The sequence below is a fragment of the Clostridium paraputrificum AGR2156 genome, from assembly GCF_000424025.1.
Taxonomy (GTDB): Bacteria; Bacillota; Clostridia; order Clostridiales; family Clostridiaceae; genus Clostridium; species Clostridium paraputrificum.
On sequence record NZ_AUJC01000018.1, the window covers coordinates 1 to 17,489 of the forward strand.

Consider the following 17,489-nt stretch of genomic DNA (forward strand, 5'->3'; position numbering starts at 1 on the left):
CTCCTTCCCATACCGAACAGGAAAGTTAAGCTCTATAGCGCCGATGGTACTGCATGGGAGACTGTGTGGGAGAGTAGGACGTTGCCAGGTTTTTATTTTGGCTCGATAGCTCAGTCGGTAGAGCAGAGGACTGAAAATCCTCGTGTCCCTGGTTCGATTCCTGGTCGAGCCACCAGGAAAAAGCACTAACAGATGTTAGTGCTTTTTTATTTTTATAAAATTTCTAAAATAGATTCTATATGTCCTTTTACTTTTACTTTTCTAAATTCATGAGTTAAGATACCATTCTCATCAATTATAAATGTGCTTCTTTCAATTCCTAGTACCTTTTTTCCATACATATTCTTTTCTTTTATAACGTCATATAATGAGCATACTACTTTTTCTTCATCACTTAAAAGAATAAAAGGTAATTCAAATTTTTTAATAAACTTATCATGAGAAGTTAGTGTGTCTTTACTAATTCCTATAACTATAGCATTTTTATCATTAATTATAGTATGGTTATCCCTAAAGTCACAGGCTTCAGTTGTACAACCAGGAGTATTGTCCTTTGGATAAAAATAAAGAATAACTTTTTTACCTCTATAATCACTAAGTTTATGTTTCTTATTATCAGATCCCATAAGTTCAAAATCTGGGGTTAATTCACCTATTTTTAACATGTTTATCTACCTCCATTTAATTAAAATATATTATATAATAATTATTATCCTTTATCAAGAAGAATATTAGGAGTATAAATAATTAAGTTGTTATAAACAAATAATACTGATAAAATGTAATTAACCCTAAATTTTTAATAAAGGAGACTAATAATGGAAAATAAGGTATTAGCAGTTGTTGCAGGAAACGAAATTACACAAAAAGATTTAGAGGATATAATAAATAAGTATCCAGAAGATAGAAGAATGTATTTAAATACAGAAAGAGGTAGAAAAGAGTTATTAGAACAGACTATAGCTTTTGAATTATTTAATAAGTTTGGTAATGAAATAGGATTAGATAATACTGATGAGTATAAAAATACATTAAATAGTTTAGCAAAGGAACTTTTAACTCAAATGTCAGTTCAAAAGATTCTTTCTGATGTAACTGTTACAGAGGAAGAAATTAAGAAGTTCTATGAAGATAATAAAGAACAATTTATGGATAAAGAAACAGTATCAGCTAAACATATTTTAGTTGAAAGTGAAGATGTAGCTAAGAAAATAAAAGAAGAGATAGATAATGGTTCAATATCTTTTGAAGATGCTGCAGCTAAATATTCCTCATGTCCTTCAAAAGAAGAAGGTGGCAACCTAGGTGAATTTGGAAGAGGAATGATGGTGCCAGAATTCGAAAATATGGCTTTTTCTTCTGAAGTAGGTAAGGTGACTGATCCAGTACAAACTCAATTCGGATATCACTTAATATTAGTTGAGAAAAAGAATGAACCTAAAGAAAAATCTTTTGAAGAAGTTAAAGATATGGTAGCTAATCAATTAATGCAACAAGCACAACAAAAGAAATATGTTGATATGGTACTTGAATTAGAAAGCAAGTATGGAGTAGATAGAAAATAATTAAAGAAGCCCTATGCGTTAGGGCTTCTTTTTTATAATAATTCTTTAAAGTTCATTATGTATTTGTCAGCAGTCTCTATTAAATCCTGTTTTTGATACCCTGCAGCTTTATCATATACTGCTATGACTTTCATATTAGCTGATTTAGCTCCTCTAACAGCTTCTATTATATCTTCAAAGACAATACACTCTGATGGTTTTACATCAAGTCTTGCGGCAGCCATTAAATAAACATCAGGATTAGACTTGCTCTTTTTTGCTTCTTCTGTTGTGACTATTGTATCAAAAAGATTATAAATCTCTCTCTTTTTTAAAACAGCTTCTAATAGAGGATAGGAATTGCTTGTAGCTAGTCCTATTTTTATTCCCTTATCTTTTAAATGTGTAAGTAATTCTAGTACACCTTCTTTTAAGTTGACATCTTCCAAATAATGTTTATAAGCCATGTTGTGCCATGCGTTCATTATTTCATCTAATGAATCATCTAGATGGAATCTATTTTTAAAATAAACAGCTGTTTCTTGAAAGCTTAAATGATTTATTTCGTCTTTTAAATTTTGAGGCATTTCATATCCTTTTTCATTTAAGTAATCTATATCTATTTGTTCCCATATCCACATTGAATCAACTAAAGTTCCATCCAAGTCAAATATGGCGCCTTTTATATTAGTAAACATTGCTCACCTCTTGTATGTAAATATAATTATATGATAACCTAAATATTTAAAATATCATAGATATGAATATAAGAATATATAAATATATATTTATATGGATACATTTTAAATAAAGAAATTAAACCATAAATAGAGCTGTGGGTTCAGAATGAAAGATACAGGAAAAACTATAGAAGAATACGAAAGAGAAAATGAAATATTAAACTTAATTCATAAATAAAGACATAATGAAAACTTTGTTAAAGGCATATATTGTAATGTATAAAATAAAAGGATTAGCAGATACTATTTAAATAAATTATTAAAGGGAGATAGTATTATGATTTTTATGGGAATTTGTATTTATGTATTTACTTTAGTTATGGCATATGCGCTATGCAAGGCTGCCAGTATGGACGAGGAATATAAAGAAGATATTAAGTAAAATAAAAAAAGCAGACATATGTCTGCTTTTTTTTATTTGGTCGGGGTGACAGGGATCGAACCTGCGACCTCATGGTCCCAAACCACGCGCGCTCCCATCTGCGCCACACCCCGTAGCACATATAATATTATATATTTATAATATTATATTGTCAAATATAACTTTTATATTAGTGTAAGAAATAATATTAGGTGTATATAGAAGAATATTGATATTAAGTAAAGTATATAGAAGATAATTATGTGTATAAATATGTCGCTAGAAGCATTTACCGTTGTTTCAAGTGAAGGGAAATGTTATAATAAAAAATGTGATTCTAAATAATATAACAAAATACGGGGGGAGGGATGGTCAAAACGACCACATATAATGAAAAAAAAGTTTTTATCTGCAATTGTTGCGGGTATAATGGCGATTACATTAATAGTACCACCTATGGCAGTAAGTGCTACTCCTGATAGTGGACAAGTACAAGAAGCTAGACAGAAGTATGAAGAATTAACTAAAAAAATTAATGAAATCGATAGACAAATCCAAGTTTTAGATAATCAAATAGTTCCATTAGTAGAGAAGATAAATAGTAATAAGAATGAAATTTCAAATATAAATAGAGAAATAGATAATGCAAATAAAGAAATAGAGCAAGCAAAAGAAGAAATAGTTGGTCAAGAAGAACTATTAGGTAAAAGATTAAGAGAGTTGTACAAGTCAGGTGGACAAACTAGTTACATATCACTAATTTTTTCAGCAGAAAGCTTTAGTGATTTAATAACTAAGATAGATTCTGCTTCTAGATTAGTTAAACTTGATCAACAGGTTGTTGAAGAGTTATTAGAAAAGCAAGAGCAACTTGATGAAAAGGTTAAGTCTTTAGAAGTTAAGGGCGAAGAGATAAAGAAGATAAATGAGGATATACAAAAGAAACTACAAGATTTTGAATCTAAAAAAGATGAGCAACAAGTGTTAATAAATCAAGCAGAAAGCGAACAAAAAGAGTTTGATAGACTTTACTTAGCAGACCTTGAAAGAGAAATAGTAAAAGGCTTGGTTAATATTTGTTATGATTCTAGTAATTCAAGACAAAGCCTAGAAAATGCAGTTTTTCAATTAAGAGCTTTAAGAAAGGGACAACTTAAGAGCCCTATAGTAGATTCTGAGGTGGTAGACGCAATAGAAAATGCTAAGAAGCTAATTGAAAAGAAAAAAGCAGAAGAAGCTGCGGCTAATGCACCTAATAGGGGAAATGGTTCTACTGTAACTGGTAGTGCATCAGCTATATTAAATGAAGCGTACAAGCATATTGGAAAGCCTTATGTTTGGGGTGCTACTGGACCTAATTCCTTTGACTGTTCTGGATTTACATCTTATGTTTATAAAAATGCAGCAGGGATAAATATAGGAAGAACTACAAAAAATCAAATATATGCAGGAAGAGAAGTTTCTAGATCTGAATTACAACCTGGAGACTTAGTGTTCCCACATGCTGACCATGTAGGTATTTATGTAGGTGATGGCAAGATGATACATTCACCTAAACCAGGTAAGAATGTAGAAGTTATACCTATGTATGGTTTCTGGAGAGCTAGAAGAATATTGAATTAATATGAAAGAGGGCAAAGTTTTGCTCTCTTTTTTGATGTCTAGGAAAATATAAAGTTTTAATAAATTATAAATTAAAGGTGTTATTATAATTTCATATTAAAAATAATAATAACTTTATAGTTTCTTTACCTTTAGTAGGAAGGAAATAGATATTTTTTTTGTAACTTGGAGCTTGCGACGGAACAAGCAAAATAAATATCCGGCCTACTTTTTTGTAGACATAAGAATGTAAAAGTTAAGATTTTATAGTTAAATTGCAGCTTTATTAATTTAGTTTGTGAATAAATTGATATTAATGTATAATGATATGGATATTTTTTAAGAGAGGTTTTGAAATGAGTAATTTAGATAAACTTGTGTTAAATGATGAGTCTATAGATGATTTACAGCTAAAAGGATTAAAGCTAATTCAAAAAAAAGATGCTTTTAGATTTGGCGTTGATGCTGTTTTATTATCTGACTTTTCAAGAGTAAAGAGCAAACATAGGGTTATAGATTTATGTTCAGGAACTGGTATAATTCCTTTTTTATTAATGGGAAAATATAATCCAGAAGAGGTTGTGGCTTTAGAAATACAAAATGATATGGCTGATATGGCAGAGAGAAGTGTAAAGTTAAATTCTTTAGAAGATAAGATAAAGGTATATAATAGAGATCTAAAAGATATAGACTTCTTAAAGAGTATTGGAAGATTTGATGTGTTAACAGTAAATCCTCCTTATAAGATTAATAATGGGGGTATAGTAAATCCATCAGACAAGTTAGCTATAGCTAGACATGAAGTAATGTGTACTTTAGAGGATGTTATTAAGGCTGCGAGGACATTGCTTAAAGATAATGGAAGGATGTATATGGTACATAGACCAGAAAGATTAGCAGATATAATGGTTTTAATGAGAAAGTATAAGATAGAACCAAAGAGAGTAAGGATGGTTCATCCTAACACTAAAAAGGCACCTAATATTGTTCTTATTGAAGGGCAAAGGGACGGTGGAAGCTTTTTAAAGTGGGAAGAATCATTATATGTATACAATGATAATGGTGAATATAGTGATGAGATAAATAGAATTTACGGAAGGAGTGAAGTGTAATGACAATAGGAAAGCTTTTTTTAGTTCCTACACCAATAGGAAATTTGAAGGACATAACCTTAAGAGCGTTAGAGGTATTAAAATCTGTAGATATTATAGCTGCAGAAGATACTAGACAATCATTAAAGTTATTAAATCATTTTGAAATAAAGAAATCCTTGATTAGCTACCATCAACATAATGAACAAGGAAAAAGTGAAGAAATTATAGATAGATTAGAAAGAGGAGAGAATATAGCATTAGTTACAGATGCAGGAACGCCTGGAATATCTGATCCAGGAGCTATTATTGTAAGTAGGTGTATTGAAAAACAAATTCCATTTGAAGTGTTACCTGGAGCTACAGCAATAACAACTGCATTAATTTACTCGGGACTAGATACAACTAAGTTTATTTTTAGGGGATTCATTCCAAGAGAAACTAAAGAACGAAAAATACTTCTTGAAGAGATAAAAGATGTTAAGGAATCCATAATAATATATGAATCTCCACATAGACTTTTATCAACATTAGATTTAATATACAATAATTTAGGTAATAGAAAGATAGCTGTATGTAGAGAGTTGACGAAATTACATGAAGAGATAATTAGAGGAAGTATAGAAGAGGTTATTAAGATCTTTGAAGAAAGAACTATAAAGGGAGAATTTGTTTTAGTTATTGAAGGTAAGCAGCAAGAAATGATAGAGGAAGAGAATAGAAAGAAGTGGGAGAACCTAACTATAAGAGAGCATATAGTATACTACATGGAAAATGGTTCTAGTAAAAAGGATGCAATTAAGTTAGTTGCTAAAGATAGAAATGTTCCTAAGGGAGAGATATATAAGCATTCCACAGATATTTAGCATATATAAGGCTTTGTTATTTAAAAAGTTCGTACTTTCTTAGGAATTAAAAAAGACCTCTGGGGATAGAGGTCTTTCTAAATAAGAGATTTTGGGGAAATCTCTCTATATTATTATTTATTATTTCTTATTTCTTCTAAACACTTTTTACAGATGTTTTTACCTTTATAGTTTATAACATCTCTAGCGTCACCACAGAAAATACAAGCTGGTTCATATTTCTTTAATATAATTTGTTCACCGTCAACGTATATTTCTAAAGCGTCTTTTTCAGCTATGTCTAATGTTCTTCTTAATTCTATAGGAATTACTATTCTTCCTAGTTCATCTACTCTTCTTACTACACCTGTTGATTTCATAAAAGTTTTCCTCCTTGATTTCGCATCTTTCGACATTTTACTATGCTATGTTACCAAAATTGTAATTTAAAGTCAACCAAAAAATCAAAAATATTTTCATAAATTACAAAATTCTATCTAAAAGTATGTTATAAATAGAATATACTACCATAAAAATGAATTGTCAATACTTTACAATTAAAAAATGAAAATAAATATTTTTATTACAAACGGCTTGTCCTCTTGTTTTGAGAGACTAATAAGAAAATGTATAATTAAAGTTCAAAAAAAAAATAGAAAAAAATAAACAAAAAATGTTAATTAATAATTGTCAAATATGATGAATTAATATAATATAATGTCGAAAGAATGATAACAATAATATGAATTAAATTCATAATTTATGAAAATACTAAAAATATATATTATAATGCTAAAAGTAACTTGTAATAAGTTTTTATATACTATATAATATATTCAGAGAATAAAAGTTAAAGGTGGAAGTAAGTATGAATAAAAAGATAGATTCAGATTATATAAAGACTCTGGCAGAAGAGATGTCTAAAAATAGTTTAATATCATACAATGATTTACCACAATATGATTTATTTTTATCTCAAGTAATTGACTTTCTGAATGATAAGTTTACTGAGGATAAATATACAAATAACATCGTTCAAAACTATATAAAGAGTGAAGTTATTACTAAACCTGAGGATGGTAAAAAAAGAGGATATACTAAGTTACATTTAGTGCAACTAGTTTTATTAAGTTATATGAGACCTGTATTAACAACAGAAGAAATAAAAAAGGTATTCAGTTTAGCTTTTAATGAAATAAACGATAGAAATGATGATATAATTTCATGGGAAACAGCTTATAAAATATTCGTAGAAATTCAAAAAGAAAGCTATGATTCCTTCTTATCTAATCCAATAGGTGATGAGGAAAAGCTTGATGAAATAATGAAGAATTTTGAACTTCAAGAGAAAGATGAAGATAGAATCAGAGTATTTATATTAGTAATATCATTAATAGCACAGGCTAGCGTTATAAAGAAGCTAGTTCAAAAGATAGCAACAGAATACGATGCAGAATAGGAGAATTATATTTCTCCTATTTTTAACGTCTAGGAAAATATAAAATCAAGGATGATAATTTTATATCTTCCTTACCTTTAGTACAAGTGGGGAGATATTTGTTTCTATATAACTTGGACATTTTGACGAAACAAGCAAAGTAAATATCTACCCCACCTTTTTATTTAAATTATATTAAAGATAGAAGAGTTGATTGTATGCAGGTTAGAGTACTGAAGAAGTCTGTACGAGAATTTGTAGAACTTGTTTTAAGTTCTGGGAGTCTAGATAATAGATTTACTTCTAATGCAAGAGCTATTGAAGGCGTAAAAGCTCATCAAAAACTTCAAAAAAGTAATGCTGAAGTATATAAAAAGTACGAAAAAGAAGTATTTTTAAAACTTAATATTGATATGGATATATTTATTCTTGATTTAGAAGGAAGATGCGATGGAATTATTATTGAAGGCAATGATGTAATAGTAGAGGAGATAAAATCTACATATAAGCCTTTATACGAGATAGAGGAAGATTATAATGTATTGCATTGGGCTCAAGCAAAATTATATGGATATATGCTATGCAAAGAGCGTGATATAGATAATATATATGTACAGCTAAGTTATTATAATCTTGATACTAATGAGGTAAAGTCTTTTAGAAAAAGCTACTCAGTTAAAGAATTATATGATTTTCTCATGAGTATGGTAAAGTTATATCATCAATATGCAGAACTTGATTATAATCATAAGAAAAAAAGAAATGAGAGCATAAAGAACTTACAGTTCCCATTTACTAAGTATAGAAAAGGACAACTAGAATTAGCAAAGTCTTGGTATAGCACCATAAAAGAAGGCAATAAAATTTTTGCACAAGCACCTACAGGAATAGGGAAAACTGTATCTACAATTTTTCCTGCAATTAAAGCTGTTGGAGAAGGACTTGGAGAAAGAATTTTTTACCTTACAGCAAAAAATGTTAATAGAAAGGTTGCAGAAGAAACTTTAGAGAAACTTAGAGATAAAGGCTTGATTTATAGGACAGTAACATTAGTTGCTAAGGATAAAATATGTATTAATGATAAAGTTAGTTGCAATCCTGATGATTGTATTTATGCTAAAGGATATTATGATAAGGTGAAAAATGTTATATATTCTATATTAATGAGTGAATATTCAATTTCCAGGGAAATACTTTGTGAATTTGGGGAAAAGTATGAAGTATGTCCCTTTGAACTAGCTTTAGATCTTATAAACTGGAGCGATGGAGTAATATGTGATTATAATTATATATTTGATCCAAGGGTTTATTTAAGAAGAGTTCTAGATGAATCGGGGAAAGATAATATCTTATTAATTGATGAGTCTCATAATCTTGTAGATAGAGGAAGAGATATGTATACTGCAAGATTATTAAAAAGCAAATTTATGCAATTAAGAAAAGAGATTAAAGGAAAGTGTCCTACATTGTATAAAGCTTTAAATAAGATAAACAGTTTTTTTATAGAAGAAAAAAGGATATGTGAATCAGAAGATAAGGGATATTATTACACAAAGGATGAGCCTAAAGAAATATATAAGTTATTAAGAAACCTTATGAAGGAAGCTGATGAATTTTTAACCCAGGGAGATAAATATTCCTTTAATGAAGATCTATTAGAGTTATATTTTGATTGTAGTAAGTTTTTAACCATATCAGAATTATATGGAGAGGAATACTTTACTTATGTAGAATTAAAAAATGATGATGTGGAATTGTGCATATATTGTGTAAATCCTTCTGAAAAAATAAAAGGAATTGTGGATAAAGTTAAAGCAAGTATATTTTTTTCAGCAACCTTAGAGCCCTTTCATTATTTTATTAAATCTCTAGGGGGAAGTAGTGATGATTATAGAATAAGGTTAAGCTCACCATTTCCTAAAGAAAACTTAGAAGTATATTTATATGCTGGGAATACAAGATATAAACAAAGAGAGCGTACTCTTCCTAGCATATGTAATGAAATAAATAAGTTTATAAGAGAGGTGGAGGGAAATTATATGGTTTTCTTTCCTTCTTATGAATATATGTATAAGGCTTATGATTTTTTAAAGGAATGCATAAGTTTAGATAGATTAATGATTCAATCTGGAGATATGGATGAAGAGGCAAAAGAAAAGTTTTTAAATGAATTTTCAGGTGGTAGAAATAATATTGCCCTATGTGTAATGGGAGGTAGTTTTTCAGAAGGTGTAGACCTTCCTGGAGAGAAATTAATTGGAGCAGTTATAGTTGGAGTGGGGTACCCTAAGATAAGTTTAGAAAGAGAATTGATAAAGGAATATTATAATAGCGATGGAGATGCCTTCTCATATATATATCCAGGAATGAATAAAGTAATGCAGGCTGTGGGTAGAGTGATAAGGACTGAAGAGGATAAAGGAAGAATATTATTAATAGATGATAGATATTTAAGTAGAGCTTATTCAGAGCTATTACCTAGTCAATGGAATATAATAAAAAGGTAAAAGAGAGTGGTAGTCCACTCTCTTTTAGTTATATTGTTACTATAAAGTTACATTCAAACTTTCCGTTAACTTCTAAAGATATAACTCCCTCTTTATCCTTGAATTCGCCTTCAAAGTCAGCAAAGTCGGCATGACCATACCAAGGTTCAATACATACAAAAGGAGCACCTGTTGCAGGAGCCCATAAACCAAGGTCAGGAAATCCAGTAAAGTCTAAAGTTAAAGATTTAGTACCTTTTTGTGATTCTATAGATATTTTATTTGATTTCAAGTTGTTAAAAACTAGAGCATCATTTTTAAATAATTCCTTAGATAAAGGAATTATATTTGAGTTATCTAAGAAATCTTCTGTTTCTCCAGTAAATAATCCATGAGAGTTTAATAACATAATAGGAGCATTTTCTTTTTCGTTAAATTTAAAGTAGTAATCATTTAATGAAAGTCCTTCTTCTATAGGGCACATAAATGCTGGGTGAGATCCTATAGAGAAAAGAATATTTTTATCATCTAAATTGTTAACTGTATAAGTTACTTTAACTCCATTATCTAATAAAGTATAAGTTATTTGTAAAGAGAACTTAAATGGATAGACTTTTAATGTATCATCTGAGTATACTAATTCAAAAGTTATTGATTCTTTATTTTGAGTTAGTAGGTTAAACTCAGATATTCTAGCTAGACCATGTTGAGGTAACTCATAAGTTTTTCCATCAACTCTGTACTTAAGATCTTTAACCTTACCTACTATAGGAAATAGTATAGGAGCATGATACTTCCAATATTCTGGATTACCATTCCATAAGTATTCAGTATTATCTTTTTTGCTTTTTAAAGAATGGATTTCTCCACCATAAGTGCTTGCTGCTATACTTATATTAGAATTTTCTAATGTATAAATCACAAAAATACCACCTTTCAGTTAGTTAGAATTATTAAAATTGTTAATATAATACATGAAAATTATACTATAGTACATACAAGAATAAAACAGGTATATAAATTTTAAACTATGTGATAAAATTATAATAATAATGGATTAATCTTGGGAGAGTATAGAGAAATGCTCTCCTAATTTATTTGTAAATACATAATTACTTCTTGAAGTGAGAACATAAGATATAGAAAACATTAATAGAATAAAATAAAAGAATTGAAATGGTGAGATTATGAAAAAAGAAAAGTATACTATGTCAAAGATGGATTTGTTTATACATTTAATAGTTAAATCAAAAAGAGATGATATATTTTCTTTAGCATCACAATTAGCATACTATTTGGTATTATCCTTTTTTCCTTTTTTAATTTTTTTAATTACTTTAATAGGGTTTATAAAACCAAATCCAGAGCAAGTATTATATGGCATAAGTGTGTTACTTCCTACAAGTGTATTTGAACTTATTCAATCTACTGTTAGTGAAATAATAAGTTCACAAAATGCAGGATTATTAGGGGTATCAGTTTTGTTAACAATTTGGACAGCTTCTTCTGGTTTTAGGGCAGTTATAAAAGGAATAAACAAGGCATATAACCTAAATGATAAAAGATCATATATAACAAGATCTGTTATATCTTATTTAAGTACAATAGTTCTTGCGATTACAATTATATTAACCCTAACATTATTGGTTTTTGGTAAAATAATAGGAGATTATTTAGTTGCTCTATTACCACTAAATGGGTTAATGGCTTTTATATGGAATATAGTTAGATATGGAGTAATATTAGTAGTCCTAATATTAGTCTTTGCAACTATATATAGGTATACTCCATGTAAGAAAGTTCCGTGGAAAAATACTATTCCAGGAGCTGTGTTTAGTACATTTGGATGGATAATTTTTTCTCTAGTATTTTCATTTTACATTAATAACTTTGGAAACTATTCACGATTATACGGGGGATTAGCAGCAGTCTTTATATTAATGATATGGTTGTTTTTAATGGCTATAATATTTATTTTAGGAGTAGAAATTAATTCTGTATTGGAAAAAGATAGAAAAAATTGATTAAGAAGCTACAATTTAGTAGTTTCTTTTTTTATTTTTAGGAGGCTACTATCTTAGTCGATCTTTTAATTGTTTTAACATATAAGTTTATTTTCTTCAGTAATGGTAGAATACTAAAAAATATTGACACAAGATGAATATTAATGGAATTAGTTGTCAAGTATTATAAAAGAAAATATTCAGGAGGTGTTAGTATGAATAAAATAGTATTATTAGGGAGACTTATAAGAGATCCTGAACTAAGAGAATTAGAAAACGGAGATAAGTCATTTACAAAATTCATTATAGCAGTAGATAGAAATTTTAAGTCTGCTGACGGCACAAGAAAAGCTGATTTGATTCCAGTTACAGTATGGGGAAAAAAGGCTGAGGTTATATGTAAGTATATGAAAAAGGGAAGTTATATTAGCCTAAGTGGAAGATTAAGAACTGGTAGTTATGAGGATAGAGACGGTAATAAGAAGTACCTTGCTGAGGTAGTAGCAGAAGACTTTAAATTTGTTGGGGGTAGGCGTACAGAGGAAAATAATATGGATCATGCCACAGGAGAATAAGAAAGTTTAAATATAGTTGAATAACTTATGAAATATGGTATACTTATAATATGTGTGGTAACGTATACAAAATCAACTATGGTAGGGTAAGGAAAGAAGAGCTTTTTTGCTCTTCTTTCTTTTTATACAAAATATATACTAAAATTTATTATTTATGTAATATTTAGTGGGTAAATAACTTTTTTCGACAATATGTATTAATTGATTGGAGAAAAAAGAGGTTACACTTGTTAATAGTAATAGAAGAAGCAAGTAAAAAGGTGTTTTATGTAAATAAATATATAATTGTTTTTTTATTAGGACTTCATGGTTTGACAATATTCTAACAATTGTTATGATAACATCTACTTAACAATAATAATTGTTTTAAGACTTAGGAGGTAATATATATGGTATTAGAAAAACTTATAATTACAAGATCAATAAACGATATAGAAATGAAGTATACTTATAGTCTTACTAAGGAAAGCCTTAATAATGTACAAGCGTATGGAATAAAGGTTGAGAGAGTAGATATAAAAGATGGAGCTATTATTAATAGAGTAGAAGATGGAGTTAAGTATATATCAACTCAACGTCATAAAGTTAAAGGTTTACTTAACTTGCTTTATAAAAATGAAGTATCTCCAATACATTTAATAGATATTATAGGTGAGTATGTTGATAAATGGGTAGGGGATTTTGAAGAATCTAAAAAGATGGTTAATATGCTTTAGTAATAGTAAAATATTGATTGGAGGTGGCAAATGATTAGAGGTGTAGGAACAGATATAGTCCAAGTAGGTAGAATAGGAACAGCAATTAAACGAACTCCTATGTTTTTAGAAAAGGTTTTTACTGAAGAGGAAAGAAAGTATTTTAAAAGTAGGAACAACAATTTAGAAACTATTGCAGGAAATTTTGCTGCTAAAGAAGCTATTAGCAAGGCAATGGGAACTGGAATAAGTGGATTTGGATTGTTAGATATAGAAATATTAAGGAATGAGATGGGACAACCTATTGCAAATATAAGTGATAAAGTAAAAGAAGTGATTTCTATTAAAGAAGATTATTCAATACATGTATCTATATCTCATACCAATGAGAATGCAATTGCTTTTGCTATCTGGGAGGAGATGACATAATTAATGTATGTGGTATCAAGGCAGACTGCTAAGTTAATTGACGAATATACTATAAATACTATTGGAATCCCTAGAATAGTTCTTATGGAGAACGCAGGAGAAAAGATTTTTGAATTAATAAAATCCAAGGGAGATAAATATATTATATTTTGTGGTATAGGTAATAATGGTGGAGATGGATTAGTAATAGCAAGAAAGCTTTTTTTATTAGGTAAGGGTGTAAAAATTGTTGTTGTAAATTGTGGTACTCAAAAAAGTCTGGAATTTGTTACAAATATTAATATTATAAAAAAGTTAAATATAGAAATAAAAGAAATTAATAAGTACAGTGATTTTGATAAAGAGCTTATAGATAATATAAAAAATTCAGATATTGTTTTAGATTCTATATTTGGTATAGGGTTAAATAGAATAATTGAGGGCGTTATTTATAAGGTTATAGAATCAATAAATACATATTCTAAATATGTTATTTCTGTAGATATTCCTTCTGGAATAGATAGTAATTCTGGAGAGGTATTAGGAATAGCAATAAAGGCTAATGAAACTTATACTATAGAAAATATAAAAAAAGGTTTTGTTAGATATGATGCTTTTGAATATTTAGGGAAAGTAAAAGTTGTATATATAGGAATTCCTAACTTCGTAAAAGAAAAGTTTAACGAGAAAGTTTCGTTTTTACATAAGTATGAATATAAAAAAATGATTCCCATAAGAAAGGTTTGGGGACATAAAGGAGATTACGGAAAAGTTCTATTGATAGGAGGTAGTCCAGGTTATTCAGGAGCAGCGTATATTTGTACTGAAGCTGTTGTAAGAAGCGGAGCTGGATTAGTTTCACTTTTGACAGACTTAAATACACAACAAGTATTATCAAATAAATTAATTGAAGCAATGACTGTTAATTATGAAGAGCAAGACCGAATTAAAAATTTACTTAAAACTTATAATGTTATTGCATGTGGCCCAGGATTAGGTGTAAGTGATGATAAGTATGATATTTTAAACAGATGCATAAAGGAAACTGAGATTCCTGTAATATTAGATGCTGATGCTTTAAATATACTTGACAATCATAAAGAGTTACTATCTTTTGTGAAAAATAGAGCAGTAATAACACCTCACTTTGGAGAGTTTAGTAGGTTATCTGGGTATAGTATAGAAGAAATAAAAAAGGATAGGGTAAATTTAGCAAAAAGCTATGCTCTGCAACATGATGTTATAGTTGTATTGAAGGGGTATAATACAATAATTACAAATGGTGATGATGTTGTAATTAATTATACTGGTAATAGTAAGATGGCATCTGGAGGTATGGGAGATTGCCTTACTGGAATAATAGCATCTTTTATAGGTCAAGGTATGAATAGATTTAAAGCGTCTATATTAGCTTGTTACATACACGGCTTAGCTGGAGATAAACTTAGTAAGGATAAATATAGTATTTCTGCTACAGATATAATAGAAGAACTACCTAAAATAATAGAAGAAGCAGTCATTAGTTAGAATATTTTCTCTAAGGTTTTAATAATAGTATTAGTGAATAATTAACTTTGGAGGCAATATGAAGAGTGAAAAGAACTTATTGAACAAAATTAAAGAGAGAAAAGTCTTGTTATTACTATTATTACTTATTCCTTTTATATCTATAATAGCTATTATTGGGTTTAGGCATAATTATGCACCAACCAATGAAGAAATTATAGAATATATTAAAAAGTCTAAGGCTTATACATCTAAAGCTGAATACAAGATAAAAAATTCAAAAGGTGAATACAAAGAGGATACCAATATATATTACTGCAAGGATGTTGGCATGAGAATTGAATTTGGACAAGATAGAATTAAAATTTATAAAGATGGTTATATAAGTATGCAAGATAAGGGTGGAAAGTATGAATTAGAAAAGGACTTTGATTCCCTATATCCTTTGTCTTTTGTTAGTAATCTTTTATGTGGAGATATAGAGGAAATTAATGAAGGAGCTGAAGAGTGGGGAGATATACAGTACTTAGAGATAAAAGTTAATTTGTCTAATATAAATGATCATATGACATCGGCTAAAATTTATATAAATAAAGAAGATAAGACTCCTATAGTAACTAAAATTTATGATAAAGATGGGAAAAGTAGAGTAGATATAGTTTATAAAGAGTTCAATTACTTAAAAGAAATAGACAAAAATTTATTTTAAACAACAATATAAGTATATAATTAACAGAAAAGTATAAAAATATGATTTTATCTTTGACAATATGACATAAACTGAAATATAATTTTAGTATACATAGAATCCTTAGCTAAGGAGGCCGAATTATGTCGTTTGAGTCAATAGATAATGATATTTTAAAAAAAGATAAGAAACATAAAAATAATAGTAAATTATTTGATGAGAATTTAATAGTATATATTAATGAGGTTGATTCCTCACAAATGTTAGAAGTTATGAAGAGAGGATATATAGAAATGTCACAGATTAACTTAGAATTAGCTGAAGAGTGTGTTGACGAAATAAGTGATTATGAGACATGGCTTTGCGGAGTGTGATTTTTCAAATGACGACTATGTTAGTAAAAAGAGGGGATATATTCTACGCTGACTTAAGTCCTGTAATAGGATCAGAACAGGGTGGAATAAGACCAGTAATCATTATGCAAAATGATATTGGTAATAGATATAGCCCAACTGTTATTGTTGCTGCTATTACATCACAAATTAATAAAGCTAAGCTTCCTACACATGTAGAAATATCTTCTGAAGAATATGGTTTAAATAGAGATTCAGTTGTTTTACTTGAACAAATTAGAACATTAGATAAGAGAAGATTAAAAGAGAAAATAGGACATATGACAGATAGTGATATGGAAAAAGTAAATAAAGCTTTATTAATTAGTTTAAGTTTAGATTAAACAAAAAGGTATTGAAGGATAATCTTCAGTACCTTTTATTATGTTGTAAAACAGAAAATATAGTATTATTTAAGGATAAAAGAAAACATATTAATTAAATAGTATACACTAAATGCTTGCTTAGATACGAAAAAGTTAACATAAATGATTAAATAGAATAGCAAAAGATTAAAAAGTGTGTTACAATAATCTTAATTAAATAGGGAAAAATAAAGTCTATAATTATTTTAAATTTTCTAGGAGGACGTATCATGAAAAAAAACAAAGAGGAATTAATCCAAATTTCTAAGCAAATTAGAAAAGACATAGTAGAAATGTTAACAGAATCAGCATCAGGTCATCCAGGTGGTTCACTTTCAGCAGCAGATATAGTTACTACACTATTTTTTAATGAACTAAGTATTAATCTTGAAAATCCAAAGGATGAAAATAGGGATAGATTTGTTTTATCAAAAGGTCATGCAGCTCCAGTACTATATAGTGCATTAGCAAGAAGAGGATTCTTTGATCCTAAAGAATTAATGACATTAAGAAAGATTGGTTCAGATCTACAAGGGCATCCTAACATGAATGATCTACCAGGAATAGATATGTCAACTGGTTCATTAGGTCAAGGTATTTCAGCAGCAGTAGGAATGGCTTTAGCAGGTAAAGTAGATAAAAAAGACTATAGAGTATATGCATTACTTGGAGATGGAGAATTAGAAGAAGGTCAAGTGTGGGAAGCTAGTATGTGTGCAGCTCATTATAACTTAGACAATTTAACTATAT

General features: G+C 28.7%; 19 protein-coding genes, 2 tRNA genes and 1 rRNA gene. 17 read left to right on the plus strand and 5 right to left on the minus strand.

All coding sequences use genetic code 11. From position 1 onward, the window contains the following. Window positions 1-90 (plus strand): 5S ribosomal RNA (rrf, locus tag G594_RS19715); the annotation flags it as partial. A gap of 9 nt (window positions 91-99) precedes the next feature. Continuing rightward, window positions 100-175: transfer RNA gene (locus G594_RS0113985), tRNA-Phe, on the plus strand. 37 nt (window positions 176-212) lie between these two features. On the opposite strand, the gene bcp is transcribed toward G594_RS0113985, so the two are convergent. Next, complete coding sequence (bcp, locus tag G594_RS0113990; protein WP_027099152.1) at window positions 213-665, minus strand: thioredoxin-dependent thiol peroxidase; 453 nt, start codon at window positions 663-665, stop codon at window positions 213-215. Window positions 666-818: 153 nt separating this feature from the next. Between bcp and G594_RS0113995 the strand changes: the two genes are divergently transcribed. Continuing rightward, window positions 819-1,565 (plus strand): peptidylprolyl isomerase, encoded by a 747-nt coding sequence (locus tag G594_RS0113995; protein ID WP_027099153.1) that lies wholly within the window; start codon window positions 819-821, stop codon window positions 1,563-1,565. Window positions 1,566-1,597: 32 nt separating this feature from the next. Here G594_RS0113995 and G594_RS0114000 read toward each other — a convergent pair whose 3' ends face one another. Then, on the minus strand, window positions 1,598-2,242 hold the full coding sequence (locus G594_RS0114000; RefSeq protein ID WP_027099154.1) for an HAD family hydrolase: 645 nt from the start codon (window positions 2,240-2,242) through the stop codon (window positions 1,598-1,600). Between the two features lie 461 nt (window positions 2,243-2,703). After that, a tRNA-Pro gene (locus G594_RS0114010) sits at window positions 2,704-2,779 on the minus strand. Between the two features lie 256 nt (window positions 2,780-3,035). On the opposite strand from G594_RS0114010, the gene G594_RS0114015 reads away from it, so the two are divergent. The 3 genes from G594_RS0114015 (at window position 3,036) to rsmI (ending at window position 6,204) form a co-directional block, all read left to right on the plus strand. After that, the gene (locus tag G594_RS0114015; protein ID WP_027099155.1) at window positions 3,036-4,268 is read left to right on the plus strand and encodes a C40 family peptidase; all 1,233 of its coding nucleotides are present in this window, start codon (window positions 3,036-3,038) and stop codon (window positions 4,266-4,268) included. Between the two features lie 335 nt (window positions 4,269-4,603). Then, a complete protein-coding gene (locus G594_RS0114020) occupies window positions 4,604-5,359 on the plus strand; it encodes a tRNA1(Val) (adenine(37)-N6)-methyltransferase (RefSeq protein ID WP_027099156.1) in 756 nt (251 codons plus the stop codon). After that, window positions 5,359-6,204 (plus strand): 16S rRNA (cytidine(1402)-2'-O)-methyltransferase, encoded by an 846-nt coding sequence (rsmI, locus tag G594_RS0114025; RefSeq protein ID WP_027099157.1) that lies wholly within the window; start codon window positions 5,359-5,361, stop codon window positions 6,202-6,204. The genes G594_RS0114020 and rsmI overlap by 1 nt, the downstream gene beginning before the upstream one ends. 113 nt (window positions 6,205-6,317) lie before the next feature. On the opposite strand, the gene G594_RS0114030 is transcribed toward rsmI, so the two are convergent. Beyond that, a complete protein-coding gene (locus tag G594_RS0114030) occupies window positions 6,318-6,563 on the minus strand; it encodes an AbrB/MazE/SpoVT family DNA-binding domain-containing protein (protein WP_027099158.1) in 246 nt (81 codons plus the stop codon). Between the two features lie 488 nt (window positions 6,564-7,051). Between G594_RS0114030 and G594_RS0114035 the strand changes: the two genes are divergently transcribed. After that, a complete protein-coding gene (locus G594_RS0114035) occupies window positions 7,052-7,642 on the plus strand; it encodes a DUF1836 domain-containing protein (RefSeq protein WP_027099159.1) in 591 nt (196 codons plus the stop codon). A gap of 197 nt (window positions 7,643-7,839) precedes the next feature. Then, the gene (locus G594_RS0114040; RefSeq protein WP_027099160.1) at window positions 7,840-10,128 is read left to right on the plus strand and encodes an ATP-dependent DNA helicase; all 2,289 of its coding nucleotides are present in this window, start codon (window positions 7,840-7,842) and stop codon (window positions 10,126-10,128) included. 28 nt (window positions 10,129-10,156) lie between these two features. Here the strand turns inward: G594_RS0114040 and G594_RS0114045 are convergent, their stop codons facing one another. Further along, the gene (locus tag G594_RS0114045; protein WP_027099161.1) at window positions 10,157-11,029 is read right to left on the minus strand and encodes an aldose 1-epimerase family protein; all 873 of its coding nucleotides are present in this window, start codon (window positions 11,027-11,029) and stop codon (window positions 10,157-10,159) included. Between the two features lie 265 nt (window positions 11,030-11,294). Between G594_RS0114045 and G594_RS0114050 the strand changes: the two genes are divergently transcribed. The 9 genes from G594_RS0114050 to G594_RS0114095 all read left to right on the plus strand — a co-directional run. Then, a complete protein-coding gene (locus G594_RS0114050) occupies window positions 11,295-12,131 on the plus strand; it encodes a YihY/virulence factor BrkB family protein (protein ID WP_027099162.1) in 837 nt (278 codons plus the stop codon). 194 nt (window positions 12,132-12,325) lie between these two features. Beyond that, window positions 12,326-12,685, plus strand: coding sequence for a single-stranded DNA-binding protein (locus G594_RS0114055; RefSeq protein WP_027099163.1), 360 nt, complete (start codon window positions 12,326-12,328; stop codon window positions 12,683-12,685). A gap of 389 nt (window positions 12,686-13,074) precedes the next feature. Then, entirely contained in the window at window positions 13,075-13,401 is a 327-nt protein-coding gene (locus G594_RS0114065) for a DUF6514 family protein (RefSeq protein ID WP_027099164.1), read from the plus strand. A gap of 30 nt (window positions 13,402-13,431) precedes the next feature. Further along, on the plus strand, window positions 13,432-13,809 hold the full coding sequence (acpS, locus tag G594_RS0114070) for a holo-ACP synthase (protein WP_027099165.1): 378 nt from the start codon (window positions 13,432-13,434) through the stop codon (window positions 13,807-13,809). 3 nt (window positions 13,810-13,812) lie between these two features. Further along, entirely contained in the window at window positions 13,813-15,315 is a 1,503-nt protein-coding gene (locus G594_RS0114075; RefSeq protein ID WP_027099166.1) for a bifunctional ADP-dependent NAD(P)H-hydrate dehydratase/NAD(P)H-hydrate epimerase, read from the plus strand. A gap of 58 nt (window positions 15,316-15,373) precedes the next feature. Continuing rightward, window positions 15,374-16,003 carry a germination lipoprotein GerS-related protein gene (locus G594_RS0114080; protein ID WP_027099167.1) on the plus strand — a complete coding sequence of 210 codons (630 nt, stop codon included), beginning with the start codon at window positions 15,374-15,376 and terminating at the stop codon, window positions 16,001-16,003. A 122-nt stretch (window positions 16,004-16,125) separates the two neighbouring features. Continuing rightward, complete coding sequence (locus G594_RS0114085; protein ID WP_027099168.1) at window positions 16,126-16,356, plus strand: hypothetical protein; 231 nt, start codon at window positions 16,126-16,128, stop codon at window positions 16,354-16,356. 8 nt (window positions 16,357-16,364) lie between these two features. Continuing rightward, window positions 16,365-16,718 (plus strand): type II toxin-antitoxin system PemK/MazF family toxin, encoded by a 354-nt coding sequence (locus G594_RS0114090; RefSeq protein WP_027099169.1) that lies wholly within the window; start codon window positions 16,365-16,367, stop codon window positions 16,716-16,718. A 251-nt stretch (window positions 16,719-16,969) separates the two neighbouring features. After that, a partial coding sequence (locus G594_RS0114095) for a transketolase (protein WP_027099170.1) occupies window positions 16,970-17,489 on the plus strand: 520 nt, incomplete at its 3' end.